This is a genomic window from uncultured Acetatifactor sp., from assembly GCF_948601915.1.
Taxonomy (GTDB): Bacteria; Bacillota; Clostridia; order Lachnospirales; family Lachnospiraceae; genus Acetatifactor.
This window is the reverse complement of the sequence record NZ_CAPDXS010000037.1, coordinates 1-15,129: the sequence shown is the minus strand read 5'-3', so window position 1 is coordinate 15,129 and position 15,129 is coordinate 1. Positions and strand designations below refer to the sequence as shown.

Here is a 15,129-nt window from a genome sequence, read left to right as displayed (position 1 = left end):
CCAGCCTATTTTATGCCTGCCGTCTCGCGTGCTTCAAGAGCAGCGGCATAAAGAGCCCGCCCTGCACGGTGCGGTTCTGGAAGTTGCAGTGCCTGCCGTCCCGGGTCATGTACCAGTCGGAGAAGGGCACTCTGTCCCCGCTCTCCTCCAGGAATGCCAGGATGTGCTCCGAGAACTCCTCCACGGCCCTGCCCCGGGGATCCATGGCCGCGGCCCAAAGCATCCAGTCGCTCTTGGTGTAGCTCTCCCTGGAATCCAGCGGCACGCCGTACCTTTCGCAGTTCTTCCTGTACTGCTCCATCTCCCGGGCATAAAACTCTTCGCTCCAGAATCCGGAGCCGAAGATCAGATCCCACACCGCATTGTACTTCAGGCTCCAGGTCTCCCCGGCGCCGTCAAAGGTGAGCCTGGTATGGTCGGCCGCGGAGGCCCGCTCATAGGCGTCCTGTGCCATGGCCCGGGCTTTCTCATGGTAGCTGGCGGCCTCCTGGTCCCTGCCCGCCGCACGTATCAGGATGGAATAGGCCTCCACCCCCATGATGGCCTTAAACGCCAGGTTCACGTTGTGGGCCAGATGTCCCGCGAAGTCGTCGGTACAGAGCTGCTCTCCCGGGTCGCTGCCGTATTCCAGAAGATATTTCACCCATTTTTCGTAAAGAGGGAGATTCTCCATAAGCTCGTCCGTCTTTCCCTGTGGATCAAGGCTGGCCAGCGCCGCCTCCAGAATCAGCATGTTGCCGCTCTCCTCCACGGGCATCTGGTATTTCAGGTTGTACATCCCCGCGCTTTCCGGCATCTGCCAGAGCATGGGGTAGACATATCCGGTATCCTCCCCGTCCCGCAGATCCTGGGCCGCCTCCTGGTAGCCCGCCAGGCCGTAGACCTGACCGGTCACATAAGGATAGCGTCCGGCATCATGGGGCGCAAAGTCGAAGCCCCATACCGGGAGTTTGGCGAACCGGAAGATGGGCCGCATCATTCCCCGCACCAGCTCCGGATTGTAGCAATAGAACAGAGGCGTGGAAGGATATGTCACGTCCACGGTGGCCGCGCAGCCGTTGGAATGGCATTCCTTGGAGATGAAGACCGCCTTCCCCTGTTCGTCGGCTATCAGCTTGTGGGCCGCAATGGACTGACGATATGCGGCGATACATACCTTTGTGTACGCCTCGCCGAATTCCATGGCCTCTGTCTCCAGCGCCTGGTCAAAGGCCCGGCATCTTTCCAGCAGCCCGTCATGTGAGGCGATTGCCTCACGGATCGCGTCCAGGATGGTCTTGCCGTCCCTGGCCCAATAGCCGGGGAGCATCCTGCCGAAATAGTTGATGGAAGCGATATCATCGTAGGCCGCCACCAGAGAGGCCTCCGCCCACCCTGACTCCTTCACGCCGAAAGAGGCTTCCGCCTGGAGGCTCCTGTCCGCCTGGCGGTAGGACACCTCCAGGGGACTGCCGCCTGCCGCGGCCAGGTACAGATAGCCCCAGTCGATGGCAATGCTGTCCCCGCTGTGCCCCAGGGGATGCTGCTGCCTGAGCCCCATCCAGGCGGTGCGCCCGGCTATGCGCTCCTCTCCCATGGGATGCTCTTCTCCCATTTCCAACGCAAAGCTGCCGCCGCCGATTTTCTCCGTCTGCCCGTTGTCACAGCAGAACTCCCCGGCAAATGTCCACACAAGCTTCACCTCGTGGGGCTTCCCGTCCAGGGAACGGACCGCCATGTCCACATAGGAGCAGGGTCTGGACATCACGTCCAAATCGTCCAGCAAAAGCGGCGTCCAGAAATCCAGGCAGATCTCTACCCCGGCCCCCTGGAAGCTGTATGCGGTACAGGTGGCCGTGACGGAGAGCTCCGTTTGCTCCATGGCAGGGGCCTTCCCCAGCCCCATGAATCGGTAATCCGCGCCGTCTATCCTGGCAATTCCGGTGACGCGCTTCCTTCTGCCCGTCCAGTGGCAGGTGTCCGTCCCGTACAGGCTGTCGCTGCCTGACCAGAGGCTGAAATACGGGTCGCAGGTAATCAGCGGCACTGCGGGCAGCCGTCCTGCGGTGATTCGTTTCGTTCGATCGTCCCTCATGCTTTTCCTCGTTTCCGCGCATCCCGGCCAACAGGCTTATGGCTGCGCTTATATATTTGATTTATACTGCATAACGCTGAATACTGCCTAATGTAATCATGCGATTGAACCAGTCAGCGTTATGCAGTCTGGTTTCACGGCAAGTGAAATCGTTAAGCAGTATATACTGCCCACCGGTTAAATTTGCAGTACAACCCGACTGCAGACTGCCAGCCAGGTACCGCTTAGCCATCTTTTGCCTGGCGCTTTCCCTGCGGGATTGTTTTCCGTTTTTTCCAGGTCATCCCTTTCCGGCCGGATGCCGTCTCATACCCCCGCCTTCTTACAGATATCCTGGAGGCAGCATTTATCGCAGTAAGGTTTTGTCCGCGCCGTGCACACCGCCCTGCCGTGATCCACCAGTCTATGGCAGAAGTCGTTGCCCTCCTCGGGCGGGATAAGCTTCCAGAGCTCCTTCTCCACCTTGGCAGGCTCCTTGATGCCGTCCACCAGCCCCATGCGGTTCACCAGCCGGATGCAGTGGGTGTCCGTGACGATGGCAGGCTTCCCGAACACATCGCCCATGATCAGGTTAGCGCTTTTCCTGCCTACGCCGGGCAGGGACAGCAGCTTGTCGAAATCCTCTGGCACCTTCCCATCGTATTCGTCCCGCAGCATGCGCATGCAGGCGCTGATGTCCCGGGCCTTGCTCTTGCCCAGCCCGCAGGGATGGACGATTTCTTCGATTTCCTCCACGGGCGCGTTGGCCAGGGCCTCCACATCCGGAAATTTCTCGTACAGCCCTTCCACCACCACGTTCACCCGGGCGTCCGTGCACTGGGCCGCCAGGCGCACGCTGACCAGAAGCTTCCAGGCCTGGTCGTATTCCAGCGTACAGTCCGCCTGGGGATATTCCTCCTTTAATCTCTCGATGATCTGCAGTGCCCGCTGTTTTTTTGTCATTGGTTTCTCCTTATCTGCTTAGAAAATCTACATAAATTTTCGATTTATGCACACACTGTCCCTGAAAGGACGGTGACAATGTATGGATCCAAATCGAATCATCTGTAACTGCCAGGCCGTGACAGCCGGCGCAATCAAGGAAGCCGTGGATTCCGGGGCCGACACCGTAGAGGAGGTGCAGGGCATCACCGGAGCCGGTACGGTCTGCGGGGCATGTCTGGAAGAGGTGGAGAAGCTGGTAAAGAGCCTTGTGGCCCAGCGAAACGCCTCACAGTCCTCCTGACCTGCCGGGGCCTTCCTCCGCTTCCGGCAGGAGCCAGTACACCGGTGCATGAATTCCCGAGTAGCTTAATGTCCGCACCAGGACAAGGCGGAGGAAAGAGGCGATGCGGGGGCATCGCCGACTGACGACAACGCAGCAATAGGGTGGACAGCGAGCGCTGATTGCTCAAGGATTCATGCATCTGGGTACTAGCACCCCTCCCCCGACAGCCTGCCTTTCAGCATGCTGTTGCGCGCCGTCACGGTGACGTTGCGCACCGCGTAGGAAAGCGCTTTCCTCGTCCCCACCATCACAAGGACTTTTTTGGCCCTGGTGATGCCGGTATAGATCAGATTCCTCTGGAGCATCACGAAATGGGTCATCAGCACCGGCATCACCACAATGGGGTACTCGGAGCCCTGGGCCTTGTGGATGGTGGTGGCATAGGCGTGCACCAGCTCGTCCAGCTCCGTGGCGTCATACACGATTCTCCGGTTGTCGAAATTCACCGTAAGCGTCCTGTCCCCCATGTCCACGGCCTCAATCATGCCGATGTCCCCATTGAAGACTTCCTTGTCGTAATTATTCTTCATCTGCATGACCTTGTCGTTCACCCGGTATACGAAGCCGCTCCTGCGCAGCCCCTCGCCCTCCGGGTTCAGCGCTTCCTGCAGCGCCAGGTTCAGATTGGTGGCCCCCACCACGCCCTTCTGCATGGGGGTGAGCACCTGTATGTCGGTAGGCTGTTTTCCGTAATACCGGGGCAGCTTCTCCTTCACCAGCTTCACGATCTCCGCCGCGGCCTCCTCCGGCTCCTCCCTCTGGACGAAGAAGAAGTCCGTGCCTTTTCCGTTGGAGATGTCCGGCATCTGTCCCCCGTTGATCCTGTGGGCGTTCATGACAATCCGGCTCTCCTGTGCCTGCCGGAAAATCCGGGTCAACCGGATGACGGGGAAGCTCCCGGAGTCGATGATATCCCGGAGCACATTTCCCGCGCCTACGGAAGGGAGCTGGTCGATGTCCCCTACCAGAATCAGCCGCATGCCCGCCGGAATGGCTTTCAGCAGGGAGTTCATCAGGATGATGTCAATCATGGAGCATTCGTCCACAATCAGCACGTCCCCCTCCAGGGGATTCTCCTCGTCCTTCTGGTAGCCATCCGGCGGCTTGCATTCCAGGAGCCTGTGGATGGTCTTCGCCTCCAGGCCTGTGGCCTCCGTCATCCGCTTCGCCGCCCTGCCAGTGGGAGCCGCCAGCAGAACCTTAAGCCCGTAGGCCCGGTAGGCCGCGATGATGCCCTGGGTGGTGGTAGTTTTGCCGGTGCCTGGGCCTCCCGTCAGCACCATGACCTTGGCCATGGCGGCCCGCCTGATGGCATCGGCCTGAATCTCGTCATATTCCATGCCCAGGGCCTGCCCGATTCTGGCCACGTCCACAGAGAGGTTTGCATTTCCGGTATCCCTCCGGGCCCTGGAAAGCTGCGCCCACAGCCTGTCCTGAGCCGGTTCCACCGCCAGGCGCTTCAGTTTGTTTGCCGTTCCCGTCTCCGCATAATAAAAGGGCGGCAGGTAGACCGCATCTTCCTCCCGTATCAGATCCTTGTCCCGCAGCATCTGGTCCATGGTCATGACTACGCAGTTGTCTTCTGCCTCCAGCAAGGAGGAGGCCTTTTCTATGAGCTGCTCTTTACGGGCGTACACATGCCCCTCGTCAGCCAGCTCGCTCAGCGTGTACATGATGCCGCTCCGCAGGCGTACATAGGTTTCCTTCCCGAAGCCCAGCTTTCCGGCGATGCCGTCCGCTGTACGGAAGCCGATGCCCCAGATGTCGTCAGCCAGCCGGAAGGGGTTCTCCTTCATCCTGGCGATGCTCTCATTCCCGTACTGCCTGTATATCCTGGCGGCAAAGGCCGTGCTCACGCCATGCTCCTGCAAAAAGAGCATGACATTCTTCACTTCCTTCTGCCGCTCCCAGCTCTCCGCTATCATCCGGATGCGCTTGTGCCCGATGCCTGGTATCTCTATCAGGAGCTGGATGTCGTCCTCTATGACCGCGAAGGTATCCGTGCCGAACCGCTGGACGATTTTCTTCGCGTACTTCGGCCCCACGCCCTTTATCAGGCCGCTGCCCAGATATTTCTCCATGCCGTAGACGGTGGCGGGGAGCGTCTCCTCCCACTTTGCGGCCATGAACTGACGGCCGTACCTGGCGTCCACCTTCCATTCCCCCTCCACCAGGAGCACGGAGCCCACGTTCGCGTCCAGAAGGTTTCCCACCACGGTGACCAGGTCGTCATAGCCCTTTACATTGACTTTCAGGACGGAATAGCCGTTTTCCGGATTCTGGTATGTAATTCGCTCCACGACACATCGAATCGTCATCGCCCATTCCGCTCCTTTCCGCGAGAACGCCCTCCGGCATCAATCAGGAGAATGAAAACATTTTATCATATCAGTCTGCATCTGCCAACCATGGAATTATGGAATGGAAGCTGAAATTGAAAGAATTGGGGAATTGAAGGCTTTGAACAGCGGGTGAGGATGGCTGGTCGAATCAAAAAAAGACAAAGATGCCTTCTTTCCAGAAAAACATCTTTGTCCGTTCCACATTTCCATGACGCATTTGGGGCAGAGGTCTGTCAAGACTTTTTCTCTACGGAATGCCTTTCTTCCATAGAATGCCTCGCTTCCATGGAATGCCCCTCTTCCATGGAATGCCCCTCTTCCATTGCCCCCTCCTTTATGCCAAGGATTTCCCGGAAACGGGGCTCGCAGAGTCCCAGGAAGTCCTTTATGGGGATGTCCACCGGCTCGTCCAGAGAGCAGTCCGAAAGCTCCTCCGCATACCGTTCATATTCCTTGTCCATATGATATCTGTCCCGCAGCAGCCCTGATATCTCTATCCCTGACAGGATATCGTCCTCCACCGCCCGCCGCATCAGGCCGTATGTAATCATATCCGTGGAAAGGCTCAGCACCAGAAGTTCGCACCACATGCCCGTAGCCTGAATCTCCTGAAGCCTGACCTCATAGCCCTGGCATCTCACCTTTGCTTTCTGCAGGCTCATCAGGTAGTCCACCTTTCTGCCGGAATCCCTGCTGGAAATGTCGGCGTGCCTGACCGGAAGCGAACGGATCAGCACGGCCCTCTCGCTCTCCCGCCGCTGAGCGTCCTGCATTTGCTGATAGGTCTTCCGGGAGTTCTCCACGCACTCGTCCAGCATCTCCGACAGGTCGATGCGCAGCCGCGCCTGCATCTGGTTGAAAAGCTCCTCCAGGGCCTCCGGCAGCCTGCGCTCCCTGGGCATCCTCATATAATGCCTCCTGATAAAGTCCTCCTCATGGTCCAGCACATAGTCGCTGCCCTCATGGTAATCACAGGCCAGCTCCTGGATCACATATATCATGTAGTTGTACTGGTTCCGGACATCGCGCCCCTTTCCCCGGATGATGCCCTTGTACCTGTAATAATCCAGAATCCCTATGAAATCCTCCCAGATGACTCTCCTTCCGTTGATTACGATCCAGTCCCTCATAGATACCCCCTTCGCTTTCGGCAATCATCATTTCCGCGTATGTCCCTGCCAGCGATGAGGCTCCGCTCCATCACTGCTTCCGCTTTCGTCTCATATCGTCTTCTTTATCTTCGCGTATATCTCCAGCCCCTTCTTCCTTCCGAACCGCTTGATCGTATCCAAGTAGAGCACCCTGCGGTCATGGCCCCTCTGCTGCTCCACGATGCTGACGATCTGCCCCAGCAGGTCCCGATAGGCCGTATCCGCAAAGCAGCCCTCCAGTGTCTGCCGCATCTCAAGGCGCTCCCCGTACAGCCTGTACTGCGCCTCCAGGTTCACCTCCTGCAGCTTCTCCTGAACCAGCCTCCTCCTTGGGCTGTCCTCGTCGGAGGCGCTGATGCACTGCTCGATATTGGGCTGCAGGATGATCCGCCTGGACGGCTTCATGCATTTCGCCCAGTAATCCTGCACGGCGGAATATCCCTTGTCATTGCTCACGATGGCCACCGTGCCCTGATATCCCGCGCCGAACAGCGCCCCGATCCTGGACGCGATATAGAAGTCCAGCGCGTTCTTCCCTGTCCTCTGCAGACGGCAGATATCCAGCACGCTGCCCGCTTCGATGACCTGCTGCAGCTTTCCCTTCTCCACCTTCAGACAGGAATTGCTGTAGAAGACGGTCACACAGTCATCCGGGGACAGATACTCGGCTCCCTGCAGCCCCTTGCTACAGGTATTCTCGAAATCTATCATAAAATGAAACATATCCGTCCCCGCACCACGCCATTTTCCTCCACAGATATTCACGGCCGTAGGCAAACATGCGCCTCCACCCGGGGGGCTGCCTCTCCCCTGTCCCTTCCCGCATCTCGCTGGACATGATCAGCAGCTCCTCCATATGCACCTGGAGAAGCTTCGCCAGCATGAACAGATGATCCACCGACGGCAGAATCTGTCCATGTATCCAGCGGTATATGGGCTGCGGGCAGGACAGGTGGAGAAGACGCTGGATGTCCTTCACCGAGTATCCCCTCTGCCTTATCAGCTCCTCCAGATGCCTGCCCGTCCTCTGTAAATCAATGTGCGGATATACGCCTTCCGACAATATGCTCTTCCTCCATCCCATCCCGTCTCCTTTCCGGCCTGTTCCCGCCCCTTCTGCCCGCCTTCTTGAATCCATCATAGCATCAAATCACGTTTTCGTCATTGGACGGATAGTCCAAAATGTTTTACAGTCAATTTTTCCACGAAAAAAAGTCCCCCAGGCATTCCATGAGACTTTTTTCCGCAGATCTATTCTCTTTCGTACATGTTTTCTTATGCGCTTTCTTACGTAAATCCGTTTTCCTGCATCCATCGGGGCGTTCTTCGGTCTGCCAGTCACTTTCCGATCAGAATCATGGACAGCATGCCCGGCCCTGTATGGGCTCCGATGATGGGGGACAGCATGGTGCGGCGGATTGCCACGTCAGCGGCCTCCTCCCTCACCTTCTCCACCAGCGCCTCCGCCAGCTCCGGCGTGTCCGCGTCGCAGATATAAATCGTCCTGCACAGCTCCGGATTATAGTTCTCCTTAAAATAGGCGAACAGTGCTGTCATAGCCGCCTTGTTGCCCCGCTTCTTGTCTATGGTCACCAGCTTGCCGTTCTCGTCGATCTTCAGTATGGGCTTGATGTTCAGCGCAGAGCCCACGATGGCCGTGGCGGCGCTGACCCTGCCTCCCCGCTTCAGGTACATCAGATCCTGCACCATGAAGAAGTGGCGCAGCTTCGGAACCAGGGCGCTGACGGCATCGAAATTCTCCCGCAGGCTCATGCCCTTCTTCCTGTTCTCAATGGCCAGTTCCGCCAGGATGCCCATGCCGCCGGTGGCAGCAAGCGTATCTACGGGCAGGACTTCCCGATTCGGATACGCTTCCTTCAGATTCCCGGCGGCAAGCATGGAGCCCTCATAGGTGGCGGACAGCCCGCTGGACAGGCAGAAATACAGGACCGATTTCCCCTCCTTCAGGAACTTTGCGAAGTATTCTTCATACATGAAGGGGGAAATCTGGGACGTCCTGGTCAGGTCGCCGCCCCGCTGGCCGTCATAGAAACGCTTCAGCACCGCCTCGTCCTCGCATCCGTGGGAAGTGCGCATCTCCTCCCCAAGGGAATATTCCATGGGCACGAATTCGATGCCGTTCTCCTGTGCTATCTCCCGGTCAATGTCTCCCGAGGCATCCATACAGATTACATAATCGCTCATATCAGTCCTCCATCCTGAAAGGCATGACGCAACAAGCCAGGCCCCTTTTCTGCAATTTATACTGCGCACCGGTTAAATTTGCTATACAACCCGACTGCAGACCGCCGGCTATTACACCAGTGCTTGAATTCCCGAGTAATCAGCGCTCGATGTCCGCACCAGGACAAGGCGGAGGAAGGAGGCGATGCGGGGCATCGGCCACTGACGACAACGCAGTGCTGGGGTGGACAACCATGGCTGATTGCTCAAGGATTCAGGCATCGAGGTACCAGGTGCTTTCCCGGGGACACCACTGTAAATCCCGGCGGTCCGCAGTATATACTGACGATTGCAAAAGCCTGCCAAATATCCCGACTCACGAGCGAAGAATCCCGGGGATATTGCGGCAAATTTTATCGCTCGTGGATATATCTTATCATAAAATGTCATCTCCCGCAACCTCTATATCCCAGTCGGTTCCGGCGGTTGCGGCTCCGTCTGTCCCAGAGGCATCCCCCTGTCCGCCGCTTTCCACAGCTCTGCCGTTTCCTCCCCGGCCTTGCCGCCAGGTTCCCCTCAATCCTGCCCATGACCGAGCACGAATTCCCGCTTGATTTCCAGGAACTGCCTTACCTGCATCAGGATATAGAACAGGATGGCCCGGGCCTCGAATTCTTCCCTGGAATCCGGCAGAGGCTGGCTTTTCATTCCGGTCAGCAGGGCCTCCAGCTTCTCCAGCAGCCCCTCCACAGTGTTGTCCCGGCGGAAGTCCTCTCCAATCTCTCCCAGCAGCCTGGCCACCTGTTCCGCCTGTACCGGAAGATACCGGATTCGCCTGATGTTATCGTAAATCTCCCGCAGCACCATGCTCTGCTGCTCACGCATCGCAATATAGTCCAGTTCGTAGACGCTCTTCGCAAGCAATGTATTGCCATAGTCGGATACGGCGCAGGCTTTGGCCGCATGGAGCGCTTTCTTGAGCTCCGGGAAACAGTCCGGGCGGTATGCGTCCTTGTCTTCCTCCGGCAGCCACAGGGACATCCTGTGCAGAATCCCTTTCATCTGTCCGTCCGCCGCCTCCGCCAGCCTCTCGAACTCTCCCTGCCGCCTGCGCAGGTGCAGGTTCACCAAAATCCCCATCCCTGTGCCGATCAAAAGCAGCAGCACTTCATTGGCGACAAGCGAAAGCCCCATCTCCTGTTCCGCCAGGAAATGCGTCACCAGCACGGAGTCCATGGCGATGGCCTCCGTCCATCCCGCGCAGATGCACAGCAGGGCGAAGAGGAAGAGGTATGTGCCAAAGGCCCACAGGCCATAGCCCAGCAGGGTGAAGCTCAGCTTTGAGAGGGCCAGGGCGCAGAGGAACGCAAGCCATCTGTTCCCGGCGCTTTTCAGGGTCTCCCGCTTGGTGTTCTGGATGCTCAGCACCGTGATGATTCCGGCGGTGGCGGAGTAGGCCAGCCCCAATTCCCCCGCAAGCCCGATGGCGGCCACTGCCGCGGCAGCAATCTTCAGGCTTTTTATCAGCTGCGGCTTACGCAGTTTTTTCACTTCGTTGTGCAGTACGGGCTTTCCCATGGCATCCTTCTCCATCAAATGTTCATCCAGCTATCTGCAGCATCCATCTTCTGTCCTCTCCATGGCTTCTTTCGGAAAATCCTCTGCATCACAACGGGATATGATATATCTCCACAATCTCGCCGTCCCCATCCGCCGCGTCTTTGATGCATATGCCGCCGTTTCGACGCATGGCTTTCGCAGAGCCGATATTGCCTTGCCAGTCTCAGTTCTTCCATCCTGCCTACTTTTGCATCCTCTGGATGCCCGGCCTACAGCGTCACGGAAACCACTTCCGCAAATCTGGCAAATCCCAGCTTTTCAGCCAGTCTGTGGGATGCCTGGTTGCCTGCTTCCGCAGACCACAGAGGTATCTTGTGGCGGCATGTCTGGCGCATCCGTGCAGCTTACCAGCATGGCATCGGCATATACGCCTATGCATATATGGTTCTGTGCCATTTCGTCAAAATATTCTCTCAGCCATTCCGTGTCCCTACAGCCCGGATTGCATTTCCTCCAGAAAGCTTCGTACTCCCTGTAATCTTCCTGCGTCAGCACCTTTGCGCCTGACGGGATGCCCTGCATGCTTTCAAAGACATATTTTATGTTGACAGATGGCTTGCGCTGGAAGATTTTCTCAAAGACCCGTCTGACCTCCTCCACATCCCCGGCATCCCGGAGCATGCTTTTCAATGCATCCAGCAAGCTCCCTATCTTGTCCCCATAGGAAATCACGGTCCTGTCCCTCTGGCACAGCGCGTATATGTCAAACTGGCTGCCATACCCATGCTGGACGGTATTCCTCTCCCTGGAATACACATATTCGATTCCTTTCCAATCATGGCTGAGGATTTCGTCCTGCCCCAGCCACTTCTCATAATATACTGCTTAACGATTTCACTTGCCGTGAAACCAGACTGCATAACGCTGACTGGTTCAATCGCATGATTACATTAGGCAGTATTCAGCGTTATGCAGTATAAGTTTCTGTGATTTCTCTGTAGCTATTCTTGCTGTCCATCCTTTGCCTCATGTATTATAAGTATTTCTAAGACTCTTCCTGGCTTAAATTATACTGCTCCTGAATCTGGATCCGGATTGCCTGTGCCGGGATGCCCAGCTTCTTCAGTACGGAAACCGTTCCTCTGATGCCTTCCTCTATCCCTTCTTCTACGCCCTCATTCCTTATCGTCTTCGCTTCATAGTCCAGCACCTTTCCGCCCATTACAGACTTCACTCCTTTCCTCACAGCGGCATGCTTCTTCGCTATATGCTCCAGCACTTTGTTCGACATGTCGAGTCCAGCTCAGGACGGCATTCCGCTCCAGCCACTTCGCCACGCCGTCCCGGTCGTTGCTGTCTATTATGCCTGTGGCGGCCTCTTTCAGCTCCGGCACGGCGTTCTCCACGGCGTAGCATTCATCGGACAGTCGGAACATGGGGATGTCATTGATGGCGTCCCCAAAGGAGACGATTCTGTCACAGTTCCATAGGGCTTTCAGTGACTTGATGGCTTCGGCTTTCGTCGCTTTCCTGGGCATGATTTCACACCAGTACTCGGGGCGGTAAAGCTCCTGCTGGATCGTGCAGCGGAACCTCCCGTCCCGGGAGAAGAGTTCGTATATGGGCATCAGCTCCTCTTTTTCTCCTATGCAGGTATAGTAGAAGACATCTCCGTCATAGAGACCGCCGGCATCCCTCAGAGGCCTCAGTCTCCTGTCGCCTTTCCGTTTCGAGAGGTAGCGCTTTATCCCCTCGTTCTCCCGGGCGGTGTCCCAGGACACGCTTTCCCTGCCCTGTATGTAGGAATACACCAGCGGGCTAATCCGCGCCCGGTTCAGGATATGCCTGACGAACCCGGCTTCTTCCTCCGTGAAGTACAGGGAGGAAAGGATTTCCCCTGTGTCAGGACACAGGAGGAACACGCCATTGTATACGATCACCGGCATGGTCAGCGTCAGGCCTTGCGCCACCACGGATGCCGATTCCCTAGACCTGGCCGTGGCATAGGTGAAAAGCATCCCCCTTTCCACCAGTCCGTTGATGATCCGCAGGCTCTCCGGATTGATCCGGTCTTTCGTATTCAGCAGGGTGCCGTCCAAATCGGTAACATACAGTGTCCTCATAGTCTCGCCTTTCCATCCAAGAACTGCCCGGCCTCTTCCGTCATCCCCTCGCAGTCTGCCAGCATAAAGCCGTGGCGGGGCAATCCTGCCGCAAAAACGTATTTTATCGCTTAGCCGTTATCTCATCCATGACGATGGGAACCAGCTCCTCCACATCCCTGCCCTCCGTATCGATATGGATGCCCGGCAGGGCTGCGCAGCCACTCCGGGCCATCTCGATATTCTCCATGCACCAGCATCCCTCTTCCTCGCCCCGGGCCAGAATCCGGTCATGAATGCTCTGGCGGGATGCCTCCAGGACGAAATCATCCGCTCTCCCCTCCCGGCTATTTTTTCGCTTTTGCCTTTATGAGCAGCATCATGGGGCGGCGCAGCTCGTCCTCCGTCCCCGGAACGTCCATCTTCTCTGCGGGCGGGACCGCCTCCTCCAGCGCCTGGATTTCGAAGCCGTTTTCCAGTAGTCCCATGGCTATCTGCGTCAGCGTATGATGCTGTTTGGCCACCTCGCATCCGCAAAAGCGGGCCTTCCGCTCCCCGGGCATGAAATAATCGTCTATGGGCCAGTACCTGGGCCTGCCGTCTTCGGCATATGCCCAGTCCTGCCCCACCCCTGCGGTGAAGACCGGATGCTCGATGTTAAAGAGGAATATGCCGTCCGGCCGCAATGTCCTGTGCACGTTCCGAAAGACCTGGCTTATATCCCCTATGTAGTGCAGCGCCAGATTGGAGATGGCGCAGTCCCATCTGTTTTCCGGGTATCCGTATTCTTCTATGCCGCAGACCAGGTACTCTATCCGCGCGTGGGCGTTTCGCCGCCGGGCCTCCTGAATCATCTTTCCGCTCAGGTCGATGCCCAATACCTGTTCCGCCCCTTTTTCCACGGAATATCTGCAATGCCATCCGTAGCCGCATCCCAGATCCAGGACACATTTCCCGGCAAGGGGCGGAAATAAGGGCTTGAGCCGGCGCCATTCCCCGGCTGCGCTCAGCCCCTGCGAAATTATGCTCCTTGTCGTGGGCGCTGTCCTCCATGCACTTTCCTGCACCAGGCCCGGCGATGACCGCCACGCTGCGCCCGACCCGCTCTACGGCTTCGCGCTGGCGTTCGTTCAGGCCCTCTGTCTCCCCCGGCTGTAATGCCTGTGGCTCCATCTGTGCCAATAGCTCCAGCCGCCTGGAAAACGTCTCCGCGGCCTCCAGGCCAGGCAGGAGCAAGAGGCTGTGGACTTTGCGCACCCGGTCTCCATGCTTTCTCCTCTCCGGCCATCAGGAAGTCATCCGCCGCATCATGTTTCCCAAGTTTAGCTTACCACAAAATCCATCAGGCTTCAACCATAACGAAATTTCATGGTTTCATGGATTCCGCAAGCGATTGCCGCCGGATTCATTCGCATAGCTTCTTTTGTATTGCATATACTTTTCCGAGAGGTGTTTTTATGAGACTATTAAAGCGCTATACCATGATTGGAATCCTTTTCGTGCTGGTTGCAGGGACGCTGGCCCATTTTCTATATGACTGGACCGGGCGGAATCCTGTGGCGGGCCTTTTTGCGCCGGTCAGCGAATCCATCTGGGAGCATATGAAGCTGGTGTTCTTCCCCTCGGTGCTGTATTCCCTTGTCATGATCGTCAGGTTCCGGGGCGACTTTCCCTGTATCGTGCCATCGTTGGGCTTTGGAATCCTAATTGGCACTTTGCTGGTTCCTGTCTTTTATTATGCTTATACCTTTGTGCTTGGCAGGGATTTCTTTGTCTTGGATATAGCGGACTTTTTCCTGAGCACGCTGGTGGCGTTCCTGCTTGCCTACCGGCTTACGCTGTCCTGCAGGCTGAAAGGCTGCGCCCCTCTCCTGTGGGGGCTGGTGGGCGTGCTCCTTGCCTGCTTTATGGTGTTCACCTATCATCCTCCGGATGGGGCAATCTTCGCTGCCCCCGGCGGACAGTCATCTTCCTCCGCCCCGCCAAAAACGGAAAGAACCTGTTGATTATCATGATACAGGGCACTTCCAGAATCAATACAATCCCTATTACTATATTATCATATTTGATTTTACCTTACTACTAAAATATTTTGCGTCTGTTCACACTCAGAAAAAAAATGATATACTGAATCAAACGAGATGGCCGCCAAACAGACTGCCACCCAGAAAGCGAGAGGATTTTGCATGATTTATTCGAGGGATGAAGGTGGACGATATTCTGATAATTTAATCTCCGATTTCTCTGATTCCTTATTCCAAGCGGTTTTCAAGCAATATTTCTCTGAACTAGGACTCCATATCCGCGATTGGGACGGCCTGTTCCGGGAGATGAATGCTGATGGCGGCAACCTTGCCTTTGTCATGACTTCCGACAGCGGAAATGTCATTGGTTTCATTCAGTTCAAGCTCTTGAAATTCACCTGCGGGTTCATACGGGAGTTCTGGGT

The 15,129-nt window shown here is 56.7% G+C and carries 16 protein-coding genes; 3 read left to right on the top strand and 13 right to left on the bottom strand.

The window, feature by feature from the left end; genetic code table 11:
- Positions 1-10: 10 nt before the first annotated feature.
- Complete coding sequence (locus Q2B33_RS08425) at positions 11-2,074, bottom strand: DUF4965 domain-containing protein (protein ID WP_300572423.1); 2,064 nt, start codon at positions 2,072-2,074, stop codon at positions 11-13.
- A gap of 306 nt (positions 2,075-2,380) precedes the next feature.
- Positions 2,381-3,016 (bottom strand): endonuclease III, encoded by a 636-nt coding sequence (gene nth, locus Q2B33_RS08420; protein WP_300572422.1) that lies wholly within the window; start codon positions 3,014-3,016, stop codon positions 2,381-2,383.
- Positions 3,017-3,098: 82 nt separating this feature from the next.
- Here nth and Q2B33_RS08415 point away from each other — a divergent pair, with 82 nt between their 5' ends.
- Positions 3,099-3,299 (top strand): (2Fe-2S)-binding protein, encoded by a 201-nt coding sequence (locus tag Q2B33_RS08415; RefSeq protein ID WP_296463988.1) that lies wholly within the window; start codon positions 3,099-3,101, stop codon positions 3,297-3,299.
- Positions 3,300-3,487: 188 nt separating this feature from the next.
- On the opposite strand, the gene Q2B33_RS08410 is transcribed toward Q2B33_RS08415, so the two are convergent.
- From Q2B33_RS08410 to Q2B33_RS08360, 11 genes are all read right to left on the bottom strand, one after another.
- Positions 3,488-5,659 (bottom strand): ATP-dependent RecD-like DNA helicase, encoded by a 2,172-nt coding sequence (locus Q2B33_RS08410; RefSeq protein WP_300784277.1) that lies wholly within the window; start codon positions 5,657-5,659, stop codon positions 3,488-3,490.
- Between the two features lie 257 nt (positions 5,660-5,916).
- Entirely contained in the window at positions 5,917-6,813 is an 897-nt protein-coding gene (locus Q2B33_RS08405) for a hypothetical protein (RefSeq protein ID WP_300574179.1), read from the bottom strand.
- Positions 6,814-6,903: 90 nt separating this feature from the next.
- Positions 6,904-7,545 (bottom strand): PIN domain-containing protein, encoded by a 642-nt coding sequence (locus tag Q2B33_RS08400; protein WP_300815468.1) that lies wholly within the window; start codon positions 7,543-7,545, stop codon positions 6,904-6,906.
- Positions 7,520-7,918 (bottom strand): helix-turn-helix transcriptional regulator, encoded by a 399-nt coding sequence (locus tag Q2B33_RS08395; RefSeq protein ID WP_300774240.1) that lies wholly within the window; start codon positions 7,916-7,918, stop codon positions 7,520-7,522. Before Q2B33_RS08395 ends, Q2B33_RS08400 begins: the two co-directional genes overlap by 26 nt.
- Before the next feature lie 254 nt (positions 7,919-8,172).
- Positions 8,173-9,039, bottom strand: a complete 867-nt coding sequence (locus Q2B33_RS08390) for a DegV family protein (RefSeq protein WP_300573745.1) — start codon at positions 9,037-9,039, stop codon at positions 8,173-8,175.
- 555 nt (positions 9,040-9,594) lie between these two features.
- Positions 9,595-10,611, bottom strand: coding sequence for an aromatic acid exporter family protein (locus Q2B33_RS08385; RefSeq protein WP_300573748.1), 1,017 nt, complete (start codon positions 10,609-10,611; stop codon positions 9,595-9,597).
- A 285-nt stretch (positions 10,612-10,896) separates the two neighbouring features.
- Positions 10,897-11,394: a hypothetical protein gene (locus tag Q2B33_RS08380; protein WP_300573741.1), complete on the bottom strand. Its 498-nt coding sequence runs from the start codon at positions 11,392-11,394 to the stop codon at positions 10,897-10,899.
- A gap of 229 nt (positions 11,395-11,623) precedes the next feature.
- Complete coding sequence (locus tag Q2B33_RS08375) at positions 11,624-11,800, bottom strand: hypothetical protein (RefSeq protein ID WP_300573738.1); 177 nt, start codon at positions 11,798-11,800, stop codon at positions 11,624-11,626.
- Positions 11,775-12,701, bottom strand: a complete 927-nt coding sequence (locus tag Q2B33_RS08370) for an HAD family hydrolase (protein WP_300573735.1) — start codon at positions 12,699-12,701, stop codon at positions 11,775-11,777. Before Q2B33_RS08370 ends, Q2B33_RS08375 begins: the two co-directional genes overlap by 26 nt.
- A 103-nt stretch (positions 12,702-12,804) precedes the next feature.
- On the bottom strand, positions 12,805-12,930 hold the full coding sequence (locus Q2B33_RS08365; RefSeq protein WP_300573732.1) for a hypothetical protein: 126 nt from the start codon (positions 12,928-12,930) through the stop codon (positions 12,805-12,807).
- Between the two features lie 97 nt (positions 12,931-13,027).
- The gene (locus tag Q2B33_RS08360; protein ID WP_300573729.1) at positions 13,028-13,747 is read right to left on the bottom strand and encodes a bifunctional 2-polyprenyl-6-hydroxyphenol methylase/3-demethylubiquinol 3-O-methyltransferase UbiG; all 720 of its coding nucleotides are present in this window, start codon (positions 13,745-13,747) and stop codon (positions 13,028-13,030) included.
- A 390-nt stretch (positions 13,748-14,137) separates the two neighbouring features.
- Between Q2B33_RS08360 and Q2B33_RS08355 the strand changes: the two genes are divergently transcribed.
- Complete coding sequence (locus Q2B33_RS08355; protein WP_300573726.1) at positions 14,138-14,686, top strand: DUF6512 family protein; 549 nt, start codon at positions 14,138-14,140, stop codon at positions 14,684-14,686.
- A 135-nt stretch (positions 14,687-14,821) separates the two neighbouring features.
- On the top strand, positions 14,822-15,129 hold a 308-nt coding region (locus tag Q2B33_RS08350; protein WP_300913947.1), incomplete at its 3' end, for a hypothetical protein.

Bases quoted from the DNA above. Each gene is read 5' to 3' on its own strand.
- Q2B33_RS08425 (WP_300572423.1), bottom strand. From the start codon at position 2,074: ATGAGGGACGATCGAACGAAACGAATCACCGCAGGACGGCTGCCCGCA.
- nth (WP_300572422.1), bottom strand. From the start codon at position 3,016: ATGACAAAAAAACAGCGGGCACTGCAGATCATCGAGAGATTAAAGGAG.
- Q2B33_RS08415 (WP_296463988.1), top strand. From the start codon at position 3,099: ATGGATCCAAATCGAATCATCTGTAACTGCCAGGCCGTGACAGCCGGC.
- Q2B33_RS08410 (WP_300784277.1), bottom strand. From the start codon at position 5,659: ATGACGATTCGATGTGTCGTGGAGCGAATTACATACCAGAATCCGGAA.
- Q2B33_RS08405 (WP_300574179.1), bottom strand. From the start codon at position 6,813: ATGAGGGACTGGATCGTAATCAACGGAAGGAGAGTCATCTGGGAGGAT.
- Q2B33_RS08400 (WP_300815468.1), bottom strand. From the start codon at position 7,545: ATGATAGATTTCGAGAATACCTGTAGCAAGGGGCTGCAGGGAGCCGAG.
- Q2B33_RS08395 (WP_300774240.1), bottom strand. From the start codon at position 7,918: ATGGGATGGAGGAAGAGCATATTGTCGGAAGGCGTATATCCGCACATT.
- Q2B33_RS08390 (WP_300573745.1), bottom strand. From the start codon at position 9,039: ATGAGCGATTATGTAATCTGTATGGATGCCTCGGGAGACATTGACCGG.
- Q2B33_RS08385 (WP_300573748.1), bottom strand. From the start codon at position 10,611: ATGGAGAAGGATGCCATGGGAAAGCCCGTACTGCACAACGAAGTGAAA.
- Q2B33_RS08375 (WP_300573738.1), bottom strand. From the start codon at position 11,800: ATGGGCGGAAAGGTGCTGGACTATGAAGCGAAGACGATAAGGAATGAG.
- Q2B33_RS08370 (WP_300573735.1), bottom strand. From the start codon at position 12,701: ATGAGGACACTGTATGTTACCGATTTGGACGGCACCCTGCTGAATACG.
- Q2B33_RS08365 (WP_300573732.1), bottom strand. From the start codon at position 12,930: ATGGAGAATATCGAGATGGCCCGGAGTGGCTGCGCAGCCCTGCCGGGC.
- Q2B33_RS08355 (WP_300573726.1), top strand. From the start codon at position 14,138: ATGAGACTATTAAAGCGCTATACCATGATTGGAATCCTTTTCGTGCTG.